Below are 15,009 nucleotides of genomic sequence, written 5' to 3'. Positions count from 1 at the left end.
CGCCGTCCGGTCGCGTGACCAAGTGCGCAGCCGGGAAGTTGACCCTCACGCCGAACATCAGAGCGGGGGAATGACCACGATGGACGACATCACCGCCATGATCATGGACGACCACGCCGCGTTCCGGCGCGGCTTCGCCCGCCTCGACGACGCCCGGGACGAACAGGAGCTGCTCGCGATCTGGGACGCGCTCGCCCTGCACCTGGACATCCACGCCGAGGCCGAGGAGGCCATCCTCTACCCGCACCTGGTGCGGCACGGCGACGACGGCGAGGCGGAGACCGCCGACGCGGTCGGGGACCACAACAAGATCCGGGACGCGATCGCGGAGGCGAAGCTGCACCCGGTCGGCTCCGACGAGTGGTGGGCGGCGGTCTGGCGGGCCCGCCGGGAGAACAGCGAGCACCTCGCCGAGGAGGAGGACGAGGCGCTGCCGGACTTCCGCCGGCATGCCGGCACCGAGCTGCGCGCCGAGCTCGGCCGGCGCTGGCTGACCTTCTACGGGGAGCACAAGAACGGCCGCAACCTGCCGTTCGTCGACAAGGACCCGCAGCGGTACGTGCGCGAGCACCGCTGACAACTCCCCGACGCGGGGGAGTCGCCGACAAGCCGGCCGGCGGCAGAATGAGCCGGTGACCCCCCGAGCGGCCCTGGCCCCGCTGATCGCCGCCACGACCTGGCGGCGCGGCGTCTTCCTGCTGCTCGGCGGGGTGCTCGTGCTGCCGTACGTGCTGCTCGCGGTGACGTTCGCGCAGCTCTTCACCGGCCCGGCGGTGCCCTGGCCGCTGTCGGTCGGCCTGCTCGTGGTGGCCGTGGTGATCGCCGTGGTGCCGCTGCTGCTCGACGGCAGCCGGGCGCTGGAGGTCGCCGCGGCCCGGGCGTTGCTCGGTGTGGACCTGCCCGATCCGGAACCCGGGCACCACGGCGACCGGGAGACCCGGCTGCGCGCCGCGCTCTGGATCGCCACCCACCTGACCGTCGGCGGGCTGGTGATGTTCGCGCTGATCAGCGCGGTGCCGATGGCGCTGGCCTTCATCGCCCAGCAGTTCGGCATCGGCACCGAACTGATCACCGCACAGCGGTTCGGGCCGCTCGACGGGCGCGACAGCGGCTGGCTGACGCTGACCGGGGTGCTGCTGCTGGTCGGCCTGGGCTACGCCGTCGCAGGCCTGGGCGCGCTGGCCGCGTCGATGGCGCCGGTGCTGCTCGGGCCGGCGCCGGCCGAGCGGATCGCCGCGCTCGAGGCGCGGGCCACCCGGCTCGCCGAACGCAACCGGCTGGCGCGGGAGCTGCACGACTCGGTCGGGCACGCGCTGACCGTGGCCACCCTCCAGGCCGGGGCGGCCCGGGCGGTGCTGGACACCGACCCGGAGTTCGCCCGCCGGGCGCTGGCCGCGATCGAGGAGGCCGGTCGCACCGCCATGGACGAGCTGGACCAGGTGCTGGGGTTGCTCCGCGAGCCGGACACGGCCCGGCCCGGCGTGGCGCCGCCGCGCACCCTCGCCGACCTGGACCGGCTGGTCGCCGACACCCGCGCGGCCGGCCTCGCGGTGGACGCCCGGCGCGCCGGCGACCCGGCGGCGCTGCCGGCGACGGTGTCCCGGGAGGGTTACCGGATTGTCCAGGAAGGGCTGACCAACGCCGCCCGGTACGGCCGGGGGCCGGTGACGCTCCGGCTCGACGTGGGGCCGGACGAGCTGCAGCTGGAGTTGGTCAACGACCTGCTGCCGGCCCCGCGCGGGCGGGACCCGGGCCGGGGCGGCCGCGGCCTCGACGGGATGCGCGAGCGGGTGCTGCTGCTCGGTGGCCGGCTGACCGCCGGGCCGGAGGGGGACCGGTGGCGGATCCGGGCCCGGCTGCCGTACCAGGGGGCGCAGTGACCGTCGGAGTGCTGATCGTCGACGACGACGAGCTGATCCGGGTCGGGCTGCGGGCGATCATCGACGCCCAGCCGGACCTGCGGGTGCTCGCCGAGGCCGCGGACGGCGCCGAGGTGCTGCCGCTGGTCGCCCGGCACCGGCCGGCGGTGGTGCTGATGGACGTGCGGATGCCCGGGATCGACGGCATCCAGGCCACCCGGCGGCTGCTCGCCGCGTCCGCCGACCCGCCCCGGGTGCTGGTGGTCACGACGTTCGCCAACGACGAGTACGTCTACGACGCGTTGCGCGCCGGCGCGAGCGGCTTCCTGCTGAAGCGGGCCCGGCCGGCCGAGGTGGTGGAGGCGGTGCGGATCGTCGCCGCGGGTGAGTCGCTGCTCTTCCCGGCCGCGATCCGCCGGCTGGTCGGGGCGTACGGCGGGCGGGGCGGCGACCGGCTGCGCGCGGCGCGGCTGACCGAGCGCGAGGCCGAGGTGCTGCGGCTGATGGCGGCCGGTCTGTCCAATCCGGAAATCGCCGCGCAGTTGGTGGTCGGCGTGGAGACGGTGAAGACGCACGTCGGCAACGTGCTGGCGAAGCTGGGCGTGCGGGACCGCACCCAGGCGGTGATCGCCGCGTACGAGTCCGGCTTCGTCACCCCGGCCGGCTGAACGCCCGCACCGCCCGGCGGCCCACATCGCCGCCCGGCGGCCGGCGAGCCGGCCGGTCGGGCGCGGTGGCCCGGGGTCATGGTGTCGCCGGGAGTCGACGACCGGGGTGCCCGGCCCCGACCCGCGGCCCGCCGGGGCCGGGTCGCGGGGCGTCCCCGCCGAGTTCCCCCGGCCGGGGGAGCGGGTTCCCCGGCGCACGGGAGGGTTTCGAAGCCGTGCCGGCCGAGGCTGAGGGCATGACGATCCTCGATGCACCGCCTCGCCCGGCCATCCGCTGGCCCGACCGACTCGCCCCCCTGGCCGCCGCCTGGCTCGGCCTCTGGGGCGTCCTCGCCCTGCTCGCCACCGTCACCGGCGCCGGCTACCCGTTCGGCGCGAACGACCCGGACGGCGACACCAACCTGCTCCGGGTGATCCCGGTCCGCGTCGGCGCGCCGCTGTTCGCCGCGCTGCTGCTCACCGCGGCCGTCGCCGCGCTGGCCATGAGCCGTCCGGCGGTCCGCCCGGCCGGTCCGCTCCGCTGGCTGCTCGCCGGCTACGCCGGGGCGGTCGCGCTCGTCCTGGCCGTGGTGGTGCCGGACGCCCGGGTGCTGGTCATCCTCGGCTACGCCCCGATGCTGATCATCGGTGCGCCGTTCGGCTGGCCGGACGTCGACTACGCCGAGATCTTCACGTGGCCGCTCTTCGCCCGGTTCGCCGCCGTGGTCGGTGGGCTGCTGCTGGCCGGCGCGGTGCTGGTGTGGCTGCGGCGGACCGCGAACGCCTGCGTGGCCTGTGGCCGGGCCGACGCCGAGCGCGGCTGGAACACCCCGGCCGCCGCCGCCCGGTGGGGCCGGTGGGCTGCCGGCATCGCCGCGGCCATCCCCTTCGCGTACGCGCTGACCCGGCTCGCCTGGGCGGCCAACATCCCGCTCGGCATGTCCCGGGAGTTGCTGACCGAGATGCGGGACGACGGTATCGCCTGGGCCGCGTTCGGGCTGGGGGCCTTCGCCGCCGTCGGCGGGGTGCTCACCCTCGGCCTGGTCCAGCGCTGGGGCGAGCGGTTCCCCCGCTGGATGCCCGGGCTGGCCGGCCGGACCGTACCGGTGCGGCTCGCGGTGATCCCCGCCACCGTGGTCGCGGTGGCGGTCACCGCGGCCGTCGTCGGGCTCATGGCGAACCCCCACTTCTGGGAGCTGACCGATGACGGGTTCAGCCTGGCCACCGCGCCGATGCTGCTCTGGCCGGCGTGGGGGCCGGCGCTGGGCCTGGCCACGTACGCGTACCACCTGCGGCGGCGCGGCGCCTGCGCGCGCTGCGGGCGCGGCTGAGGGTGGGAGCGGGGGTACCCGGCAACGCGGGGGCGCCCCCGCTCCCCGCGAGCTAGCGTGGGCGGGTGACTGCGCCCAACCCGGTAATCCCGGTCCCACCGGCCGACCTGCCCGGCACGCTCGGCGAGCTGCGGGCGGCCGGCCACCGATACCGCACCGTCAAGCAGGAACTCCGCGACAACCTTCTGGCCCGGATGCGCACCGGCGCCGATCGCTTCCCCGGCATCGTCGGCTACGACGACACCGTCCTGCCCGAGGTCGAGCGCGCGCTGCTCGCCGGGCACGACGTGGTGCTGCTCGGCGAGCGGGGCCAGGGCAAGACCCGGCTGATCCGCTCGCTGGCCGCGCTGCTGGACGAGTGGACCCCGGTCATCCCCGGCTCGGTGCTCAACGAGCACCCGCTGCACCCGCTCACCCCGGCCTCCCGCGCCCAGGTCGCCGAGGCCGGCGACGACCTGCCGGTCGGCTGGCTGCACCGCTCGATGCGGTACGGCGAGAAGCTGGCCACCCCGGACACCAGCGTCGGCGACCTGATCGGCGACGTCGACCCGATCCGGATCGCCCAGGGGCGCACCCTCGGCGACCCGGAGACGATCCACTTCGGCCTGGTGCCGCGGACCAACCGGGGCATCTTCGCCGTCAACGAGCTGCCCGACCTGGCCGAGCGGATCCAGGTGGCGCTGCTCAACGTGCTGGAGGAGCGGGACATCCAGGTCCGCGGCTACCAGCTGCGGCTGCCGCTGGACCTGCTGCTGGTGGCGAGCGCCAACCCGGAGGACTACACCAACCGCGGCCGGATCATCACCCCGCTCAAGGACCGGTTCGGCGCGGAGATCCGGACCCACTACCCGGTGGACCTGGACCTGGAGCTGGCGCTGATCCGGCAGGAGGCCGACCTGGTCGCCGAGGTGCCCGAGCACGTGCTGGAGGTGCTGGCGCGGCTCGCCCGGGCGGTGCGCGAGTCGCCGTCGGTGGACCCGCGCTCCGGCGTCTCCGCCCGGTTCGCCATCGCCGCCGCCGAGACGGTCGCCGCGTCCGCGCTGCGCCGCTCCGGTCTGCTGGCCGCCCACGCCACGTCCGGCTCCGCCGCCGCGTCCGGTGCGGTCTCCGGCGACCCGGCGACCCGGCCCGAGGCTCCGGTGGCCCGGGTGGGTGACGCCGTGTCGGTGACCTCGACGCTGCGCGGGAAGGTCGAGTTCGAGAGCGGCGAGGAGGGGCGGGAGGTCGAGATCCTGGCCCACCTGCTGCGGACCGCGACCGCCGAGACGTTCCGGGCCCGGTTGGCCGGGCTGGACCTCTCCGGCTTCACCGAGCTGGTCGCCGAGGGCGACGTCATCGAGACCGGCGAGCTGGTCGGCTCGGCCGAGCTGCTGCGTCAGGTGGGCACCGTGCCGGGGCTGGCGAAGGTGCTGGACCGGCTGGGGATGGGCGACGCGCCCACCCCGGAGGAGGCCGCCGCCGGAGTGGAGTTCGTCCTCGAAGGGCTGCACCTGACCCGCCGGCTCGGCAAGGACGTGACCGACAGGGGTCGCACCGTCTACGGCGGCCGGGGCTGAGCATGGCCGGCAACCGGTTCCGGTACGGGCAGTGGCGCGGCGGGCCGGACCCGCTGGCACCCCCGTACGACGTGCGCGAGGCGGTGGACGCGGTCGGCTCCGAGGTGCTGGCCGGCGGCAGTCTGCGAGAGGCGTTGCGGGACCTGCTGCGTCGGGGTCCGCAGGGGCGCGGCGGCCTGGACGACCTGGCCGCCCGGGCCCGGCGGCTGCGCCGGGAGGCGCTGCGCCGCGGTGACCTGGACGGGGCGGTGACCCGGTCGCAGGCCCTGCTCGACCAGGCGCTCGCCGCCGAGCGGGACGAGCTGCGCGGCCGGGACGACGACGCGGCCCGGTTCGCCGAGGCGGTGCTGGACAACCTGCCCCGCTCCACGGCGCGGGCGGTGCAGGAGCTGGCCGGCTACGAGTGGGCCAGCGACGAGGCCCGCCGGTCGTACCAGCAGATCCTCGACGGGCTCCGCGACGACGTGCTGGGCCAGCGGTTCGCCGGGCTGCGGGACGCGGTGCGCGCCTCCGCGGACCCGGCGGCGCAGCAGCGGCTGGCCGAGATGATGGGCGACCTGAACGACCTGCTGGCCCGGCACGCCCGCTCGGAGGACACCACCGACGCGTTCGCCGAGTTCATGCGCCGGCACGGCGAGTTCTTCCCGGAGCGGCCGGAGAACGTCGACGAGCTGGTCGACGTGCTGGCCCGGCGGGCCGCGGCCGGGGAGCGGCTGATGCGCTCGCTGTCGGACCGGCAGCGCGAGGAGCTGGCCGGGCTGATGCGGCAGTCGCTCGGCGACCGGCTGGCCGGTGAGCTGTCGACGCTCGACGGCCACCTGCGGGCGCTCCGGCCCGACCTGCGGTGGGGCCGCGGCGAGCGGGTGCGGGGGGAACAGCCGCTCGGTTACGGCGAGGCGGCCGGCGCGCTCGACGAGATCGCCGAGCTGGACGACCTGCTCGATCAGCTCGACCAGGAGCACCCCGGGGCGACCCTGGACGACGTCGACGTGGACGCGGTGGCCCGCACGCTGGGCCGGGAGGCGGCCGACGACGTACGCCGGTTGCGGGAGCTGGAGCGGGAGCTGCGCCGGCAGGGCTGGGTGAGCCGGGACGCGGACGGCCTGACGTTGAGCCCGAAGGCGCTGCGCCGGCTCGGCGGCACGGCGCTGCGGCGGGTCTTCGCCGACCTGACCGCCGGGCCGCGCGGCCAGCACGACCTGCGCTCGGCGGGCGCCGCCGGCGAGGTCAGTGGCGGGTCCCGGCCCTGGGAGTACGGCGACGAGCAGCCGCTGGACGTCGTCCGCACGCTGACCCGGGCGGTCCGCCGGGCCGGCCCGCGGGTGCCGGTGCAGCTCGCGGTCGACGACTTTGAGGTGGTGGAGACCGAACGGAGGTCGTCGGCGGCGGTGGCACTCTGCGTCGACCTGTCGTACTCGATGATCTCGCAGGGTCGGTGGGGCCCGATGAAGCAGACGGCGCTGGCCCTGTCGCACCTGATGGCGACCCGGTTCCCGCAGGACGCGCTGCAGATCATCGGCTTCGGCCGGCAGGCCATGCCGCTGACCCAGCAGGAGCTGGCGGGGGTGGACCCGGACCTGGAGCAGGGCACGAACCTCCAGCACGCGCTGCGGCTGGCGGCCCGGCACCTGCGCCGGCATCCGGACGCCGAGCCGGTGGTGCTGGTGGTCACCGACGGGGAGCCGACCGCCCACCTGGACCCGGACGACGGGGAGGCGTACTTCCACTGGCCGCCGCTGCCGGAGACGATCGAGGCGACGATCCGCGAGGTCGACCGGCTGGCCCGGTACGGGGCGACGTTGAACCTGTTCATGCTCGGCGACGACCCGGGGCTGCGCCGGTTCGTCGACGCGGTGGCCCGCCGCTCGAAGGGCCGCATGTTCACCCCCGACCCCGACGACCTGGGCGAGTACGTGGTCTCCGACTATCTCCGCGCCCGCCAGTCCCGCCGCTAGTCCCGTCCGCCCGCCCCGTCGATCATGCAGTTGTGCTGGTGCACGAAAGCCGCCCGTCCGGGTGAACCGGGCACCACAACCGCATGATCGACGGGGTGGGGCGGGGTTGACTGAGCCGGTGGACAGCGGGAGGTTGCGGCAGGCGTACGACGAGCTGCTCGTGGAGATCGACGCGGGCGGGTTCGGGGCGCCGCCGGAGGGCCAGCTGAGCGCCGAGCAGATCGTGGCGCACCTGGCCGCCAACGACGAGCTGATGAGCGAGGCGACCGAGGCGGTGCTGGCCGGGTCGCCGTTCGCGTACTACGACCTGGAGACGATCCACCGCCCCCAGGTGGACGCGCTGGTCGCCCAGTGCGGCGGGCTGGACGGGCTGGCCACCCTGTTCCGCGCCACCAGCCAGAAGCTCTGCGCACTGACCGAGCGGCTCGGGCTGGCCGCGGAGACCCCGGTCGACACCCACCTGCGGGAGGGCTACGACCTCAACGTCGACGATTCACTGCCCTGGGGCCGCACCCTGGACCTGCACACCAAGGTCCACCTCCCCAAACACCTGTCCCAACTCCGCCTCCTGCGCACCTGACGCCCCCTCCCGCGCCCCGCGATCTTGCACTTTGTGCCCCAGCAAAGCGGGCGTAACAGGGCAAACGAGGGACCGAAAGTGCAAGATCGCGGGAGCGGGAGCGGGAGCGGGAGCGGCGCGGGCGGCGGTGATCACACGGGTTGGCGGAAGGCACGGCGGTAGGTCGACGGGGCCACGCCCAGGCGTTGGTGCAGCTGTTGGCGTAGGGCGGCGGCGGTGCCGAAGCCGGCGCGCCGGGCCACCTGGTCGATGGTCAGGTCGGTGGTCTCCAGCAGCAGCCGGGCGTGGTCGGTGCGCTGCTGGAGCAGCCACTGCGCCGGGCTGAGCCCGGTCTCGGAGCGGAACCGGCGGGTGAACGTGCGTACGCTCATCCGCGACTGTTCGGCCAGGTCACGCAGGCTGACCGGCTCGTGCAGCCGCTGCCGGGCCCACTCCCGGGCGGCGGCGGTGCTGGTGTCGGCGACCTTCGGCACCGGGTGCTCGATGTACTGGGCCTGGCCGCCCTCCCGCCACGGCGGCACCACGCAGCGCCGGGCCGCCCGGTTGGCCACCTCGGTGCCGTGGTCGGTGCGGATCACGTGCAGGCACAGGTCGATTCCAGCGGCCACCCCGGCCGAGGTGAGTACCCGGTCGTCGTCGATGAAGAGCACGTCCGGGTCGAGGTCGACACCGGGGTGCAGCCGGCGGAACCGGTCGGCGTACGCCCAGTGGGTGGTGGCCCGGCGGCCGTCGAGCAGGCCGGCCGCGGCGAGCACGAAGGCGCTGGTGCAGATCGACATGATCCGGGCGCCCCGGTGGTACGCCGTGCGCAGCGCCTCGGCCACCTCCGCGTCCAGCGTCCCGTCGGTCAGTGGCGACCCGTCGTGGATGCCGGGGACGATCACGGTGTCCGCCGCCTCGATCAGCTCCAGCCCGTGCTCGGGGACCACCTGGTAGCCGGCGGTGCTGCGGACCGGCCGGCCGCCGGGGGTGCAGACCTCGACGGTGTAGAGCGGGTCGCCGTGCGCGTCCCGGGCGGTGCTGAAGACCTGCGCGGGGGTGCCGAGGTCGAGGCCGACCACGTTGTCGAGGGCGACCACGGCGATCCGGTGAGCGCGAGGGGTGAGCTTGCGAGCCTCGCAGTCGTGAACGGAAGGTTGGCACGGGGGCGAGAGGGTCATGGCCCGATTATTGCGCATCATGGCTTTCCGGCCACTCGTCGCGGCGGCCGCCGCTCCCCAGACTCGTACCGTGACCACACGCCGCCTGCACCCCGCCTGGGTCGTCGCCGCCGTCGCCTTCGTCGCGCTGGTGGGCGCGGCCGGCTTCCGTGCCACCCCGTCGGTGCTGCTGCACCCCCTGCACTCCGAGTTCCGCTGGCCGCTGGCCACCATCTCCGCCGCCGTCTCGGTCAACCTGCTCCTCTACGGCCTGACCGCGCCGTTCGCCGCCGCCCTGATGGACCGGTTCGGCATCCGTCGGGTGGTCGCCGCGGCGCTGCTGCTGGTCGCCGCCGGGAGCGGGCTGACCGTGTTCATGACCGCGAGCTGGCAACTCGTCCTCTGCTGGGGCGTGCTGGTCGGGCTGGGCACCGGCTCGATGGCACTGGCGTTCGTGGCGACCGTGACCGGCCGCTGGTTCGTCCGGCGTCGGGGCCTGGTCACCGGGGTGCTCACCGCCGGTGGGGCGGCCGGGCAGCTGGTCTTCCTGCCTCTGCTGGCGCTGCTGGTCCGCGACCACGGCTGGCGGGCGGCGGCGCTCGTCGTCGCCGGGGCCGCGCTGGCGGTCGTACCGCTGGTGGTGTGGCTGCTGCGCGAGCACCCGGCGGATCTCGGCCTGCCCGCGTACGGCGCGGCCGAGGTCACCGCGGCGCCGGCGCCGGCGGGCGGGGCCGCCGCCCGTGCGATCGGCGCGTTGGCCCAGGCCGCCCGGACCCGGCCGTTCTGGCTGCTCGCCGGCGGCTTCGCGATCTGCGGCGCGACCACCAACGGTCTGGTCGGCACGCACTTCGTGCCCGCCGCGCACGACCACGGCATGCCGGAGACGACCGCGGCCGGCCTGCTGGCGCTGGTCGGGCTCTTCGACATCGTCGGCACCATCGCCTCCGGCTGGCTCACCGACCGGGTGGACAGTCGGCTGCTGCTCGGCGCCTACTACGCGCTGCGCGGCGCGTCCCTGCTGGTGCTGCCGGCGCTCTTCGCCGACAGCGCCCAGCCGAGCATGCTGGTGTTCATCATCTTCTACGGGCTGGACTGGGTGGCCACCGTGCCGCCGACCGTGGCGCTGTGCCGGGAGTACTTCGGCGACGCCGGCGCGGTGGTCTTCGGGTGGGTGTTCGCCTCCCACCAGTTCGGCGCGGCGCTCGCCGCCACCGGCGCCGGACTGGTCCGCGACCGGCTCGGCGACTACGCGCTGGCCTGGTACGTGGCCGGGGCGCTGTCGATCGGCGCGGCCGGGCTGTCGCTGCTGCTGCGTCGCCGGCGCGCCGCCGGTGCCGAGCCGGCGCCGGTGCTGGTCAGCGCCGCGCCGGTCGCCCGGCGGGCGTGGAGCTACCGGGGCTGAGGGTGGGGCGGCGACGGGCGCCCGCTGCCTCCCCGCGGGCGCCGCGCCCGGCCGCCGCGGTCCGTGAGCGGCCGGGTCAGCCCAGCGCCCATTGCTGCCGCGGGGTGCCGTCGCACGGCTGCTGCTTGATCGAGTCGCCGGCCTCGGCGCCGTCGTCCTCCGCCTGGCCGCACTTGCCGCTCACCGCGGCGACCAGGAGCACCGGGCCGGTACCGGTCGGGACCAGCCGCCACTGCTGATTGGCCTGGCCGTGGCAGGGGAACTGCTGCAGCTTCGCCCCGTCGTCGGCGCTGCCGCCCTCGATGTCCAGGCACTGCCCGTACGCCGCGTTGGTCAGCGTCACCACGTCCCCCGAGACGGGGTTGGCGACCCACTGCTGCTCGGGCCCGCCCGAGCAGGCGGCGAGCTTCGCCTCGGCCTTTTCGCCGCCGCCGTCCAGCCCGAGGCAGAGCCCGGAGGTGGCCACCCGCAGGACCGTCGGCCCGGTGGGCGGTCCGGCCGGGGTCGTGGGCGCCGGTGGCGGGGTGGTCGGTGACGGGGTCGGCGTGGGCGCCTGCGAGGTCGGTGCCGGCTGGCTCGCCGGGGAGGTCGCGGGGGCCGTCGACGGGGTGGGGACCGCCGCCGGCGTCACCGGGTCGTCGGCTCCGCCGAACACCCCGGTGGCGAACATCAGCCCGAGGAGTACGCCGACCACCGCGACGGCGAGCGCCACGCGCATCAGCGGGTCGCGGGGCAGCAGGGCCGGTGACGAGCGGCGGCCGCCGTAGACGGTGCCGGTCGGATCGGGGCGGTCATCCGGTGCGGGCATGCGGCCCATCCTCACCCACCCCGGCGGGCGGAGGCCAATCGCCGGACCCCGCACCTGCGCGCGCGCTCCCGGTAGGCGGCAGGGCTGGCGGCCGTCGTCGACCTTGACCATATCGAACTCCGCCATTAGCGTCTGGATCGGACAGAGGACGTCCTACCTCATGCCCGACCAGGCGCGTCTCCGAGGACGCGCCGGCTCCACGAAGGGCCACCCCACCACCACGAAAGAGGTGCGCATGTCCCGGTCACCCCGTTCGATGATCGCCCTTGGCGCTGTCGCACTCGCCGCATCCCTCACCCTCGGCGCCCCACCGGCCACGGCGGAACAAGCCACGGCGGAGCCGGCCGCGGCCGGTGGCCGGTGCGGCACGTCCGTGCCGTTCACCTCCGGCGCCGAGGGCTACACCGGATTCCGGATCCCCGCCGTGGTCACGGCCCGGTCCGGGGTCCTGCTCGCCTTCGCGGAAGGGCGGCACGGCTCGTTGAGCGACGCCGGCAACATCGATCTCGTCCTGAAGCGGTCCACGGACGGCGGGTGCACCTGGGGGCCGCTGCAGATGGTGCACGACCGCGGGCCGGACACCGCCGGCAACCCCGCCCCGGTGCTGACGGCGAGCGGCCGTCTCGTGCTGTTGTCCACCGTGAACGCCGCCGACGCGTCGGAGGCCGAGATCATGCGCGGCGAGGTCACGGCCGAGCAGAGCCGCCGGGTCTTCGTCCAGCACAGCGACGACGAGGGAGCCACCTGGTCCGCTCCTCAGGAGATCACCGGGCAGGCGAAGGCGGAGAACTGGCGGTGGTACGCGACGGGGCCGGGCCACGCCCTGCGCCTGGCCGGCACGGCGCACCGGGGCCGGCTGGTGGTGCCCGCCAACCACTCGATCGCGCCGCCGGCCGGCTCGCCCGATCTCGGCACCGAGGCCAAGTACTACGGCGGCCACCTGCTCTACAGCGACGACGACGGCGCGAACTGGCAGATCGGGGCGGTCGACGACAACCCGGACGGCTACGTGAACGTCAACGAGTCCACGGCCGCGCAGCTGCCGGACGGCCGGCTCTACCTGAACACCCGGGAGCACAACGGCAGCGGGCCGGGGAACCGGGCCGACACCTACAGCGCCGACGGCGGCCAGTCGCTGGTGCTGCCGTACCGGCCACAGGCGACGCTGGTGGGGCCGGTCGTGCAGGCGAGCGTCCTGCAGTTGACCGGCCCGAAGGCGCCACTGCTCTTCTCCGGGCCCGCCGACCCGGCCAGCCGGGCCGCGATGACGCTGCGGATCAGCACGGACCAGGGCGCCACCTGGTCGCCGGCCCTGGCGCTGTCCGGCCTTCCCGCCGGCTACTCCGACCTGGTGCAACTGGACGCGCGTACGGTCGGTGTGCTCTACGAGACGGGCAACTTCGGCCCGTACGAGACCATCACCTTCCGCCGGATCCCGACCGGTGAACTGAAGCCGCGCGGGTGAGCGCGGGGGTGCGCCGCGGCCGCCGGCCGCGGCGCACCCCTCCCGGCCGGCAGCGGCGCCGGCTGGTCCGGTCAGGAGCGCAGGACGGCGACGCCGCGCGGCGGCAGGGTGACGCGCTCGGTCGGTCGGTCCGCGTCACCGAGCAGGTCGACGGCCGGGGACGGGAGCGCCACCGTCGCCTGCGTGTCGCCGTGGTTGAGCAGGAAGAGGTACGACCGGTCGTCGCCGTGGCGGCGGACGGCCTGCACGCCGTCGGGCAGGTCCGGCAGGACCGGTGCGACTCCGGCCTCCGCGCGGACCTGGTCGAGCACGGTGCGCATCAGCGCCGGGTCGGGGCGGGTCGCCAGGTACCAGGCGGTCCCGGCGCCGTAGCGGTGCCGCAGCACCGCGGGCCGGCCGGCCAGCTCGCCCTCGGTGAACCTCCCCGCCACCTGGGCCCCCGCCGGCTCGACCCATTCCGACCATTCCAGACCCCGACCCTGCCGACCGTCGAGGTCCAGGCCGATGGTGCCCCCGGCGGGCAGGGGCCAGAACTCCTCCACCCGCAGTCCGAGCACGTCCCGCAACGGCCCCGGCGCGCCCCCCGGATGAAGCCGCTCGGTGCCGTCGACGACACCCGTGAAGTAGGACACGAGCAGGGTCCCGCCGCGGTCCACGTGCTCGCGGAGCGCGGCGGCCGTCGCGTCCGACAGCAGGTACAGGTTGGGCACGATCACCAGGCGATATCCGGCCAGGTCGGCGTCGGGTGGCACGACGTCGCAGGTGACGTGGGCGTCGAACAGCGGCGCGTAGTGCGCCCGGTGGGCCGCCAGGAGGTCCAGCGGGGCCGGGTGCGCCTCACCCTCCACCGCCCACCAGTTGGGCCAGTCGTGCAGCAGGGCCACCTCGGCCCGTACCCGGGTGCCGGCCAGCTCGGCCGTCGCCGCGAGCTCGGCGCCGAGGTCGCGTACCTCGCGGTGGGTCCGGGTGTGCGCCCCGGCGTTCGGCAGCATCGCCGAATGGAACTTCTCGGCGCCGCCCGCCGCCTGCCGCCACTGGAAGAACAGCACCCCGTCGGCGCCGTGGGCGACCGCCTGCCAGCTCCACAGCCGCATCACCCCGGGTGGCTTGGGGGCGTTGCGCTCCCGCCAGTTGACCGCGCTCGGCGCCTGCTCCATGAGCAGCCAGGGCTGCCCCTGACGGGCCGAGCGGACGAGGTCGTAGCCGAACCCGGCGTCGACGTGCGTACGCGGGTCGTACGGGTCGGGATAACTGTCCAGGCTGACGACGTCCTGCTCGGCGGCCCAGCGGAAGGAGTCGATCGGCTTGTGCACGAGGCCGGTGAAGTTCGTGGTCACCGGGACGTCCGGGGTGTGCCGGCGCAGGATGTCGCGTTCCACGGTGTAGCAGGCGAGGATCGCGTCGTTGCTGAAGCGGGCGAAGTCGAGCTTGTGGGCGGGGTTGCCGAAGGTGGGCGCGGTGCGCGGCGGCAGGACCTCCGACCAGTCGTCGTAACGCTGGGACCAGAAGGCGGTGGACCAGGCGGCGTTGAGCGTGTCGACGTCGCCGTGGCGTTCGCGCAGCCAGCGCCGGAAGTCATCCGCGGAGACGTCGCAGTAGCAGGCCCGCACATGGCAGCCGTACTCGTTGCCGATGTGCCACAGCCGCAGGGCCGGGTGGTCGCCGTAGCGGGTGGCGACCTGTTCGACCAGCCGGGCCGCGTGTTCCCGGTAGACCGGACTGGACGGGCAGTAGTGCTGGCGGGCGCCGGGCCAGAGCGTCACGCCGTCCGCCCTGCTGGGCAGCACCTCGGGGTGCCGGCGGGACAACCAGGGCGGCGGCGAGGCGGTCATGGTGGCCAGGCTCGCGCCGATGCCCGCCTCCGCCAGGTGGTCCAGCACCCGGTCGAACCAGCCGAAGTCGTACTCGCCGGGCCGGGGCTCCACCTGGGCCCACGCGAAGATGCCCACCGAGACCAGCGAGACGCCCGCCTCCACCATCAGCTTCATGTCCTCGGCCCAGACGTCCTCCGGCCACTGTTCCGGGTTGTAGTCCCCGCCGAACATGATTCGGGGCATGGTCATCCTGCTCCACTCCTCGTCGCCGCGCGGTGCCGCCAGATGCCCCCGATTCGGGCGAGGCGGACATGGGATGTCATCCGTCAACCGGGCACACTAGGTGGGGGCGTGATGACCGTCAAGGCGGGGCGGGTGTAAATTCTGGCCCACCGCCCCCGCCTCGTCAGGGCCATGACGTGGGATGTTCGGAGCGTGAGAAGACCTGGTGGC

General features: G+C 75.0%; 12 protein-coding genes. 9 read left to right on the top strand and 3 right to left on the bottom strand.

Going from position 1 to position 15,009, the window contains the following annotated elements:
* The first annotated feature begins 70 nt into the window (after positions 1-70).
* The 7 genes from O7603_RS16390 (at position 71) to O7603_RS16360 (ending at position 7,928) form a co-directional block, all read left to right on the top strand.
* Positions 71-577 carry a hemerythrin domain-containing protein gene (locus O7603_RS16390; RefSeq protein WP_281570677.1) on the top strand — a complete coding sequence of 169 codons (507 nt, stop codon included), beginning with the start codon at positions 71-73 and terminating at the stop codon, positions 575-577.
* A 55-nt stretch (positions 578-632) separates the two neighbouring features.
* A complete protein-coding gene (locus O7603_RS16385; RefSeq protein ID WP_281570676.1) occupies positions 633-1,880 on the top strand; it encodes a histidine kinase in 1,248 nt (415 codons plus the stop codon).
* Entirely contained in the window at positions 1,877-2,527 is a 651-nt protein-coding gene (locus O7603_RS16380; RefSeq protein ID WP_281570675.1) for a response regulator transcription factor, read from the top strand. Before O7603_RS16385 ends, O7603_RS16380 begins: the two co-directional genes overlap by 4 nt.
* 236 nt (positions 2,528-2,763) lie before the next feature.
* Positions 2,764-3,837 (top strand): hypothetical protein, encoded by a 1,074-nt coding sequence (locus tag O7603_RS16375; RefSeq protein ID WP_281570674.1) that lies wholly within the window; start codon positions 2,764-2,766, stop codon positions 3,835-3,837.
* A gap of 65 nt (positions 3,838-3,902) precedes the next feature.
* Positions 3,903-5,393, top strand: coding sequence for a sigma 54-interacting transcriptional regulator (locus O7603_RS16370; protein WP_281570673.1), 1,491 nt, complete (start codon positions 3,903-3,905; stop codon positions 5,391-5,393).
* Positions 5,394-5,395: 2 nt separating this feature from the next.
* A complete protein-coding gene (locus O7603_RS16365; protein WP_281570672.1) occupies positions 5,396-7,348 on the top strand; it encodes a VWA domain-containing protein in 1,953 nt (650 codons plus the stop codon).
* A 118-nt stretch (positions 7,349-7,466) separates the two neighbouring features.
* Positions 7,467-7,928: a hypothetical protein gene (locus O7603_RS16360; RefSeq protein WP_281570671.1), complete on the top strand. Its 462-nt coding sequence runs from the start codon at positions 7,467-7,469 to the stop codon at positions 7,926-7,928.
* Between the two features lie 131 nt (positions 7,929-8,059).
* On the opposite strand, the gene O7603_RS16355 is transcribed toward O7603_RS16360, so the two are convergent.
* On the bottom strand, positions 8,060-9,088 hold the full coding sequence (locus tag O7603_RS16355) for a helix-turn-helix domain-containing protein (RefSeq protein WP_281570670.1): 1,029 nt from the start codon (positions 9,086-9,088) through the stop codon (positions 8,060-8,062).
* 70 nt (positions 9,089-9,158) lie between these two features.
* Here O7603_RS16355 and O7603_RS16350 point away from each other — a divergent pair, with 70 nt between their 5' ends.
* The gene (locus O7603_RS16350) at positions 9,159-10,469 is read left to right on the top strand and encodes an MFS transporter (protein WP_281570669.1); all 1,311 of its coding nucleotides are present in this window, start codon (positions 9,159-9,161) and stop codon (positions 10,467-10,469) included.
* Between the two features lie 76 nt (positions 10,470-10,545).
* Here O7603_RS16350 and O7603_RS16345 read toward each other — a convergent pair whose 3' ends face one another.
* The gene (locus tag O7603_RS16345; protein WP_281570668.1) at positions 10,546-11,277 is read right to left on the bottom strand and encodes an RICIN domain-containing protein; all 732 of its coding nucleotides are present in this window, start codon (positions 11,275-11,277) and stop codon (positions 10,546-10,548) included.
* 235 nt (positions 11,278-11,512) lie between these two features.
* Here O7603_RS16345 and O7603_RS16340 point away from each other — a divergent pair, with 235 nt between their 5' ends.
* Entirely contained in the window at positions 11,513-12,742 is a 1,230-nt protein-coding gene (locus tag O7603_RS16340; protein WP_281570667.1) for a sialidase family protein, read from the top strand.
* A 71-nt stretch (positions 12,743-12,813) separates the two neighbouring features.
* On the opposite strand, the gene O7603_RS16335 is transcribed toward O7603_RS16340, so the two are convergent.
* A complete protein-coding gene (locus O7603_RS16335; RefSeq protein WP_281570666.1) occupies positions 12,814-14,805 on the bottom strand; it encodes a beta-galactosidase in 1,992 nt (663 codons plus the stop codon).
* Between the last annotated feature and the right edge of the window lie 204 nt (positions 14,806-15,009).

The sequence above is a fragment of the Micromonospora sp. WMMD812 genome (genome assembly GCF_027497215.1).
GTDB lineage: Bacteria > Actinomycetota > Actinomycetes > Mycobacteriales > Micromonosporaceae > Micromonospora.
The sequence above is the reverse complement of the archived record's forward strand: the minus strand, read 5'-3'. Positions and strand labels throughout refer to the sequence as shown.

Bases quoted from the DNA above. Each gene is read 5' to 3' on its own strand.
- O7603_RS16365 (WP_281570672.1), top strand. From the start codon at position 5,396: ATGGCCGGCAACCGGTTCCGGTACGGGCAGTGGCGCGGCGGGCCGGAC.
- O7603_RS16345 (WP_281570668.1), bottom strand. From the start codon at position 11,277: ATGCCCGCACCGGATGACCGCCCCGATCCGACCGGCACCGTCTACGGC.
- O7603_RS16355 (WP_281570670.1), bottom strand. From the start codon at position 9,088: ATGACCCTCTCGCCCCCGTGCCAACCTTCCGTTCACGACTGCGAGGCT.
- O7603_RS16375 (WP_281570674.1), top strand. From the start codon at position 2,764: ATGACGATCCTCGATGCACCGCCTCGCCCGGCCATCCGCTGGCCCGAC.
- O7603_RS16340 (WP_281570667.1), top strand. From the start codon at position 11,513: ATGTCCCGGTCACCCCGTTCGATGATCGCCCTTGGCGCTGTCGCACTC.
- O7603_RS16335 (WP_281570666.1), bottom strand. From the start codon at position 14,805: ATGACCATGCCCCGAATCATGTTCGGCGGGGACTACAACCCGGAACAG.
- O7603_RS16390 (WP_281570677.1), top strand. From the start codon at position 71: ATGACCACGATGGACGACATCACCGCCATGATCATGGACGACCACGCC.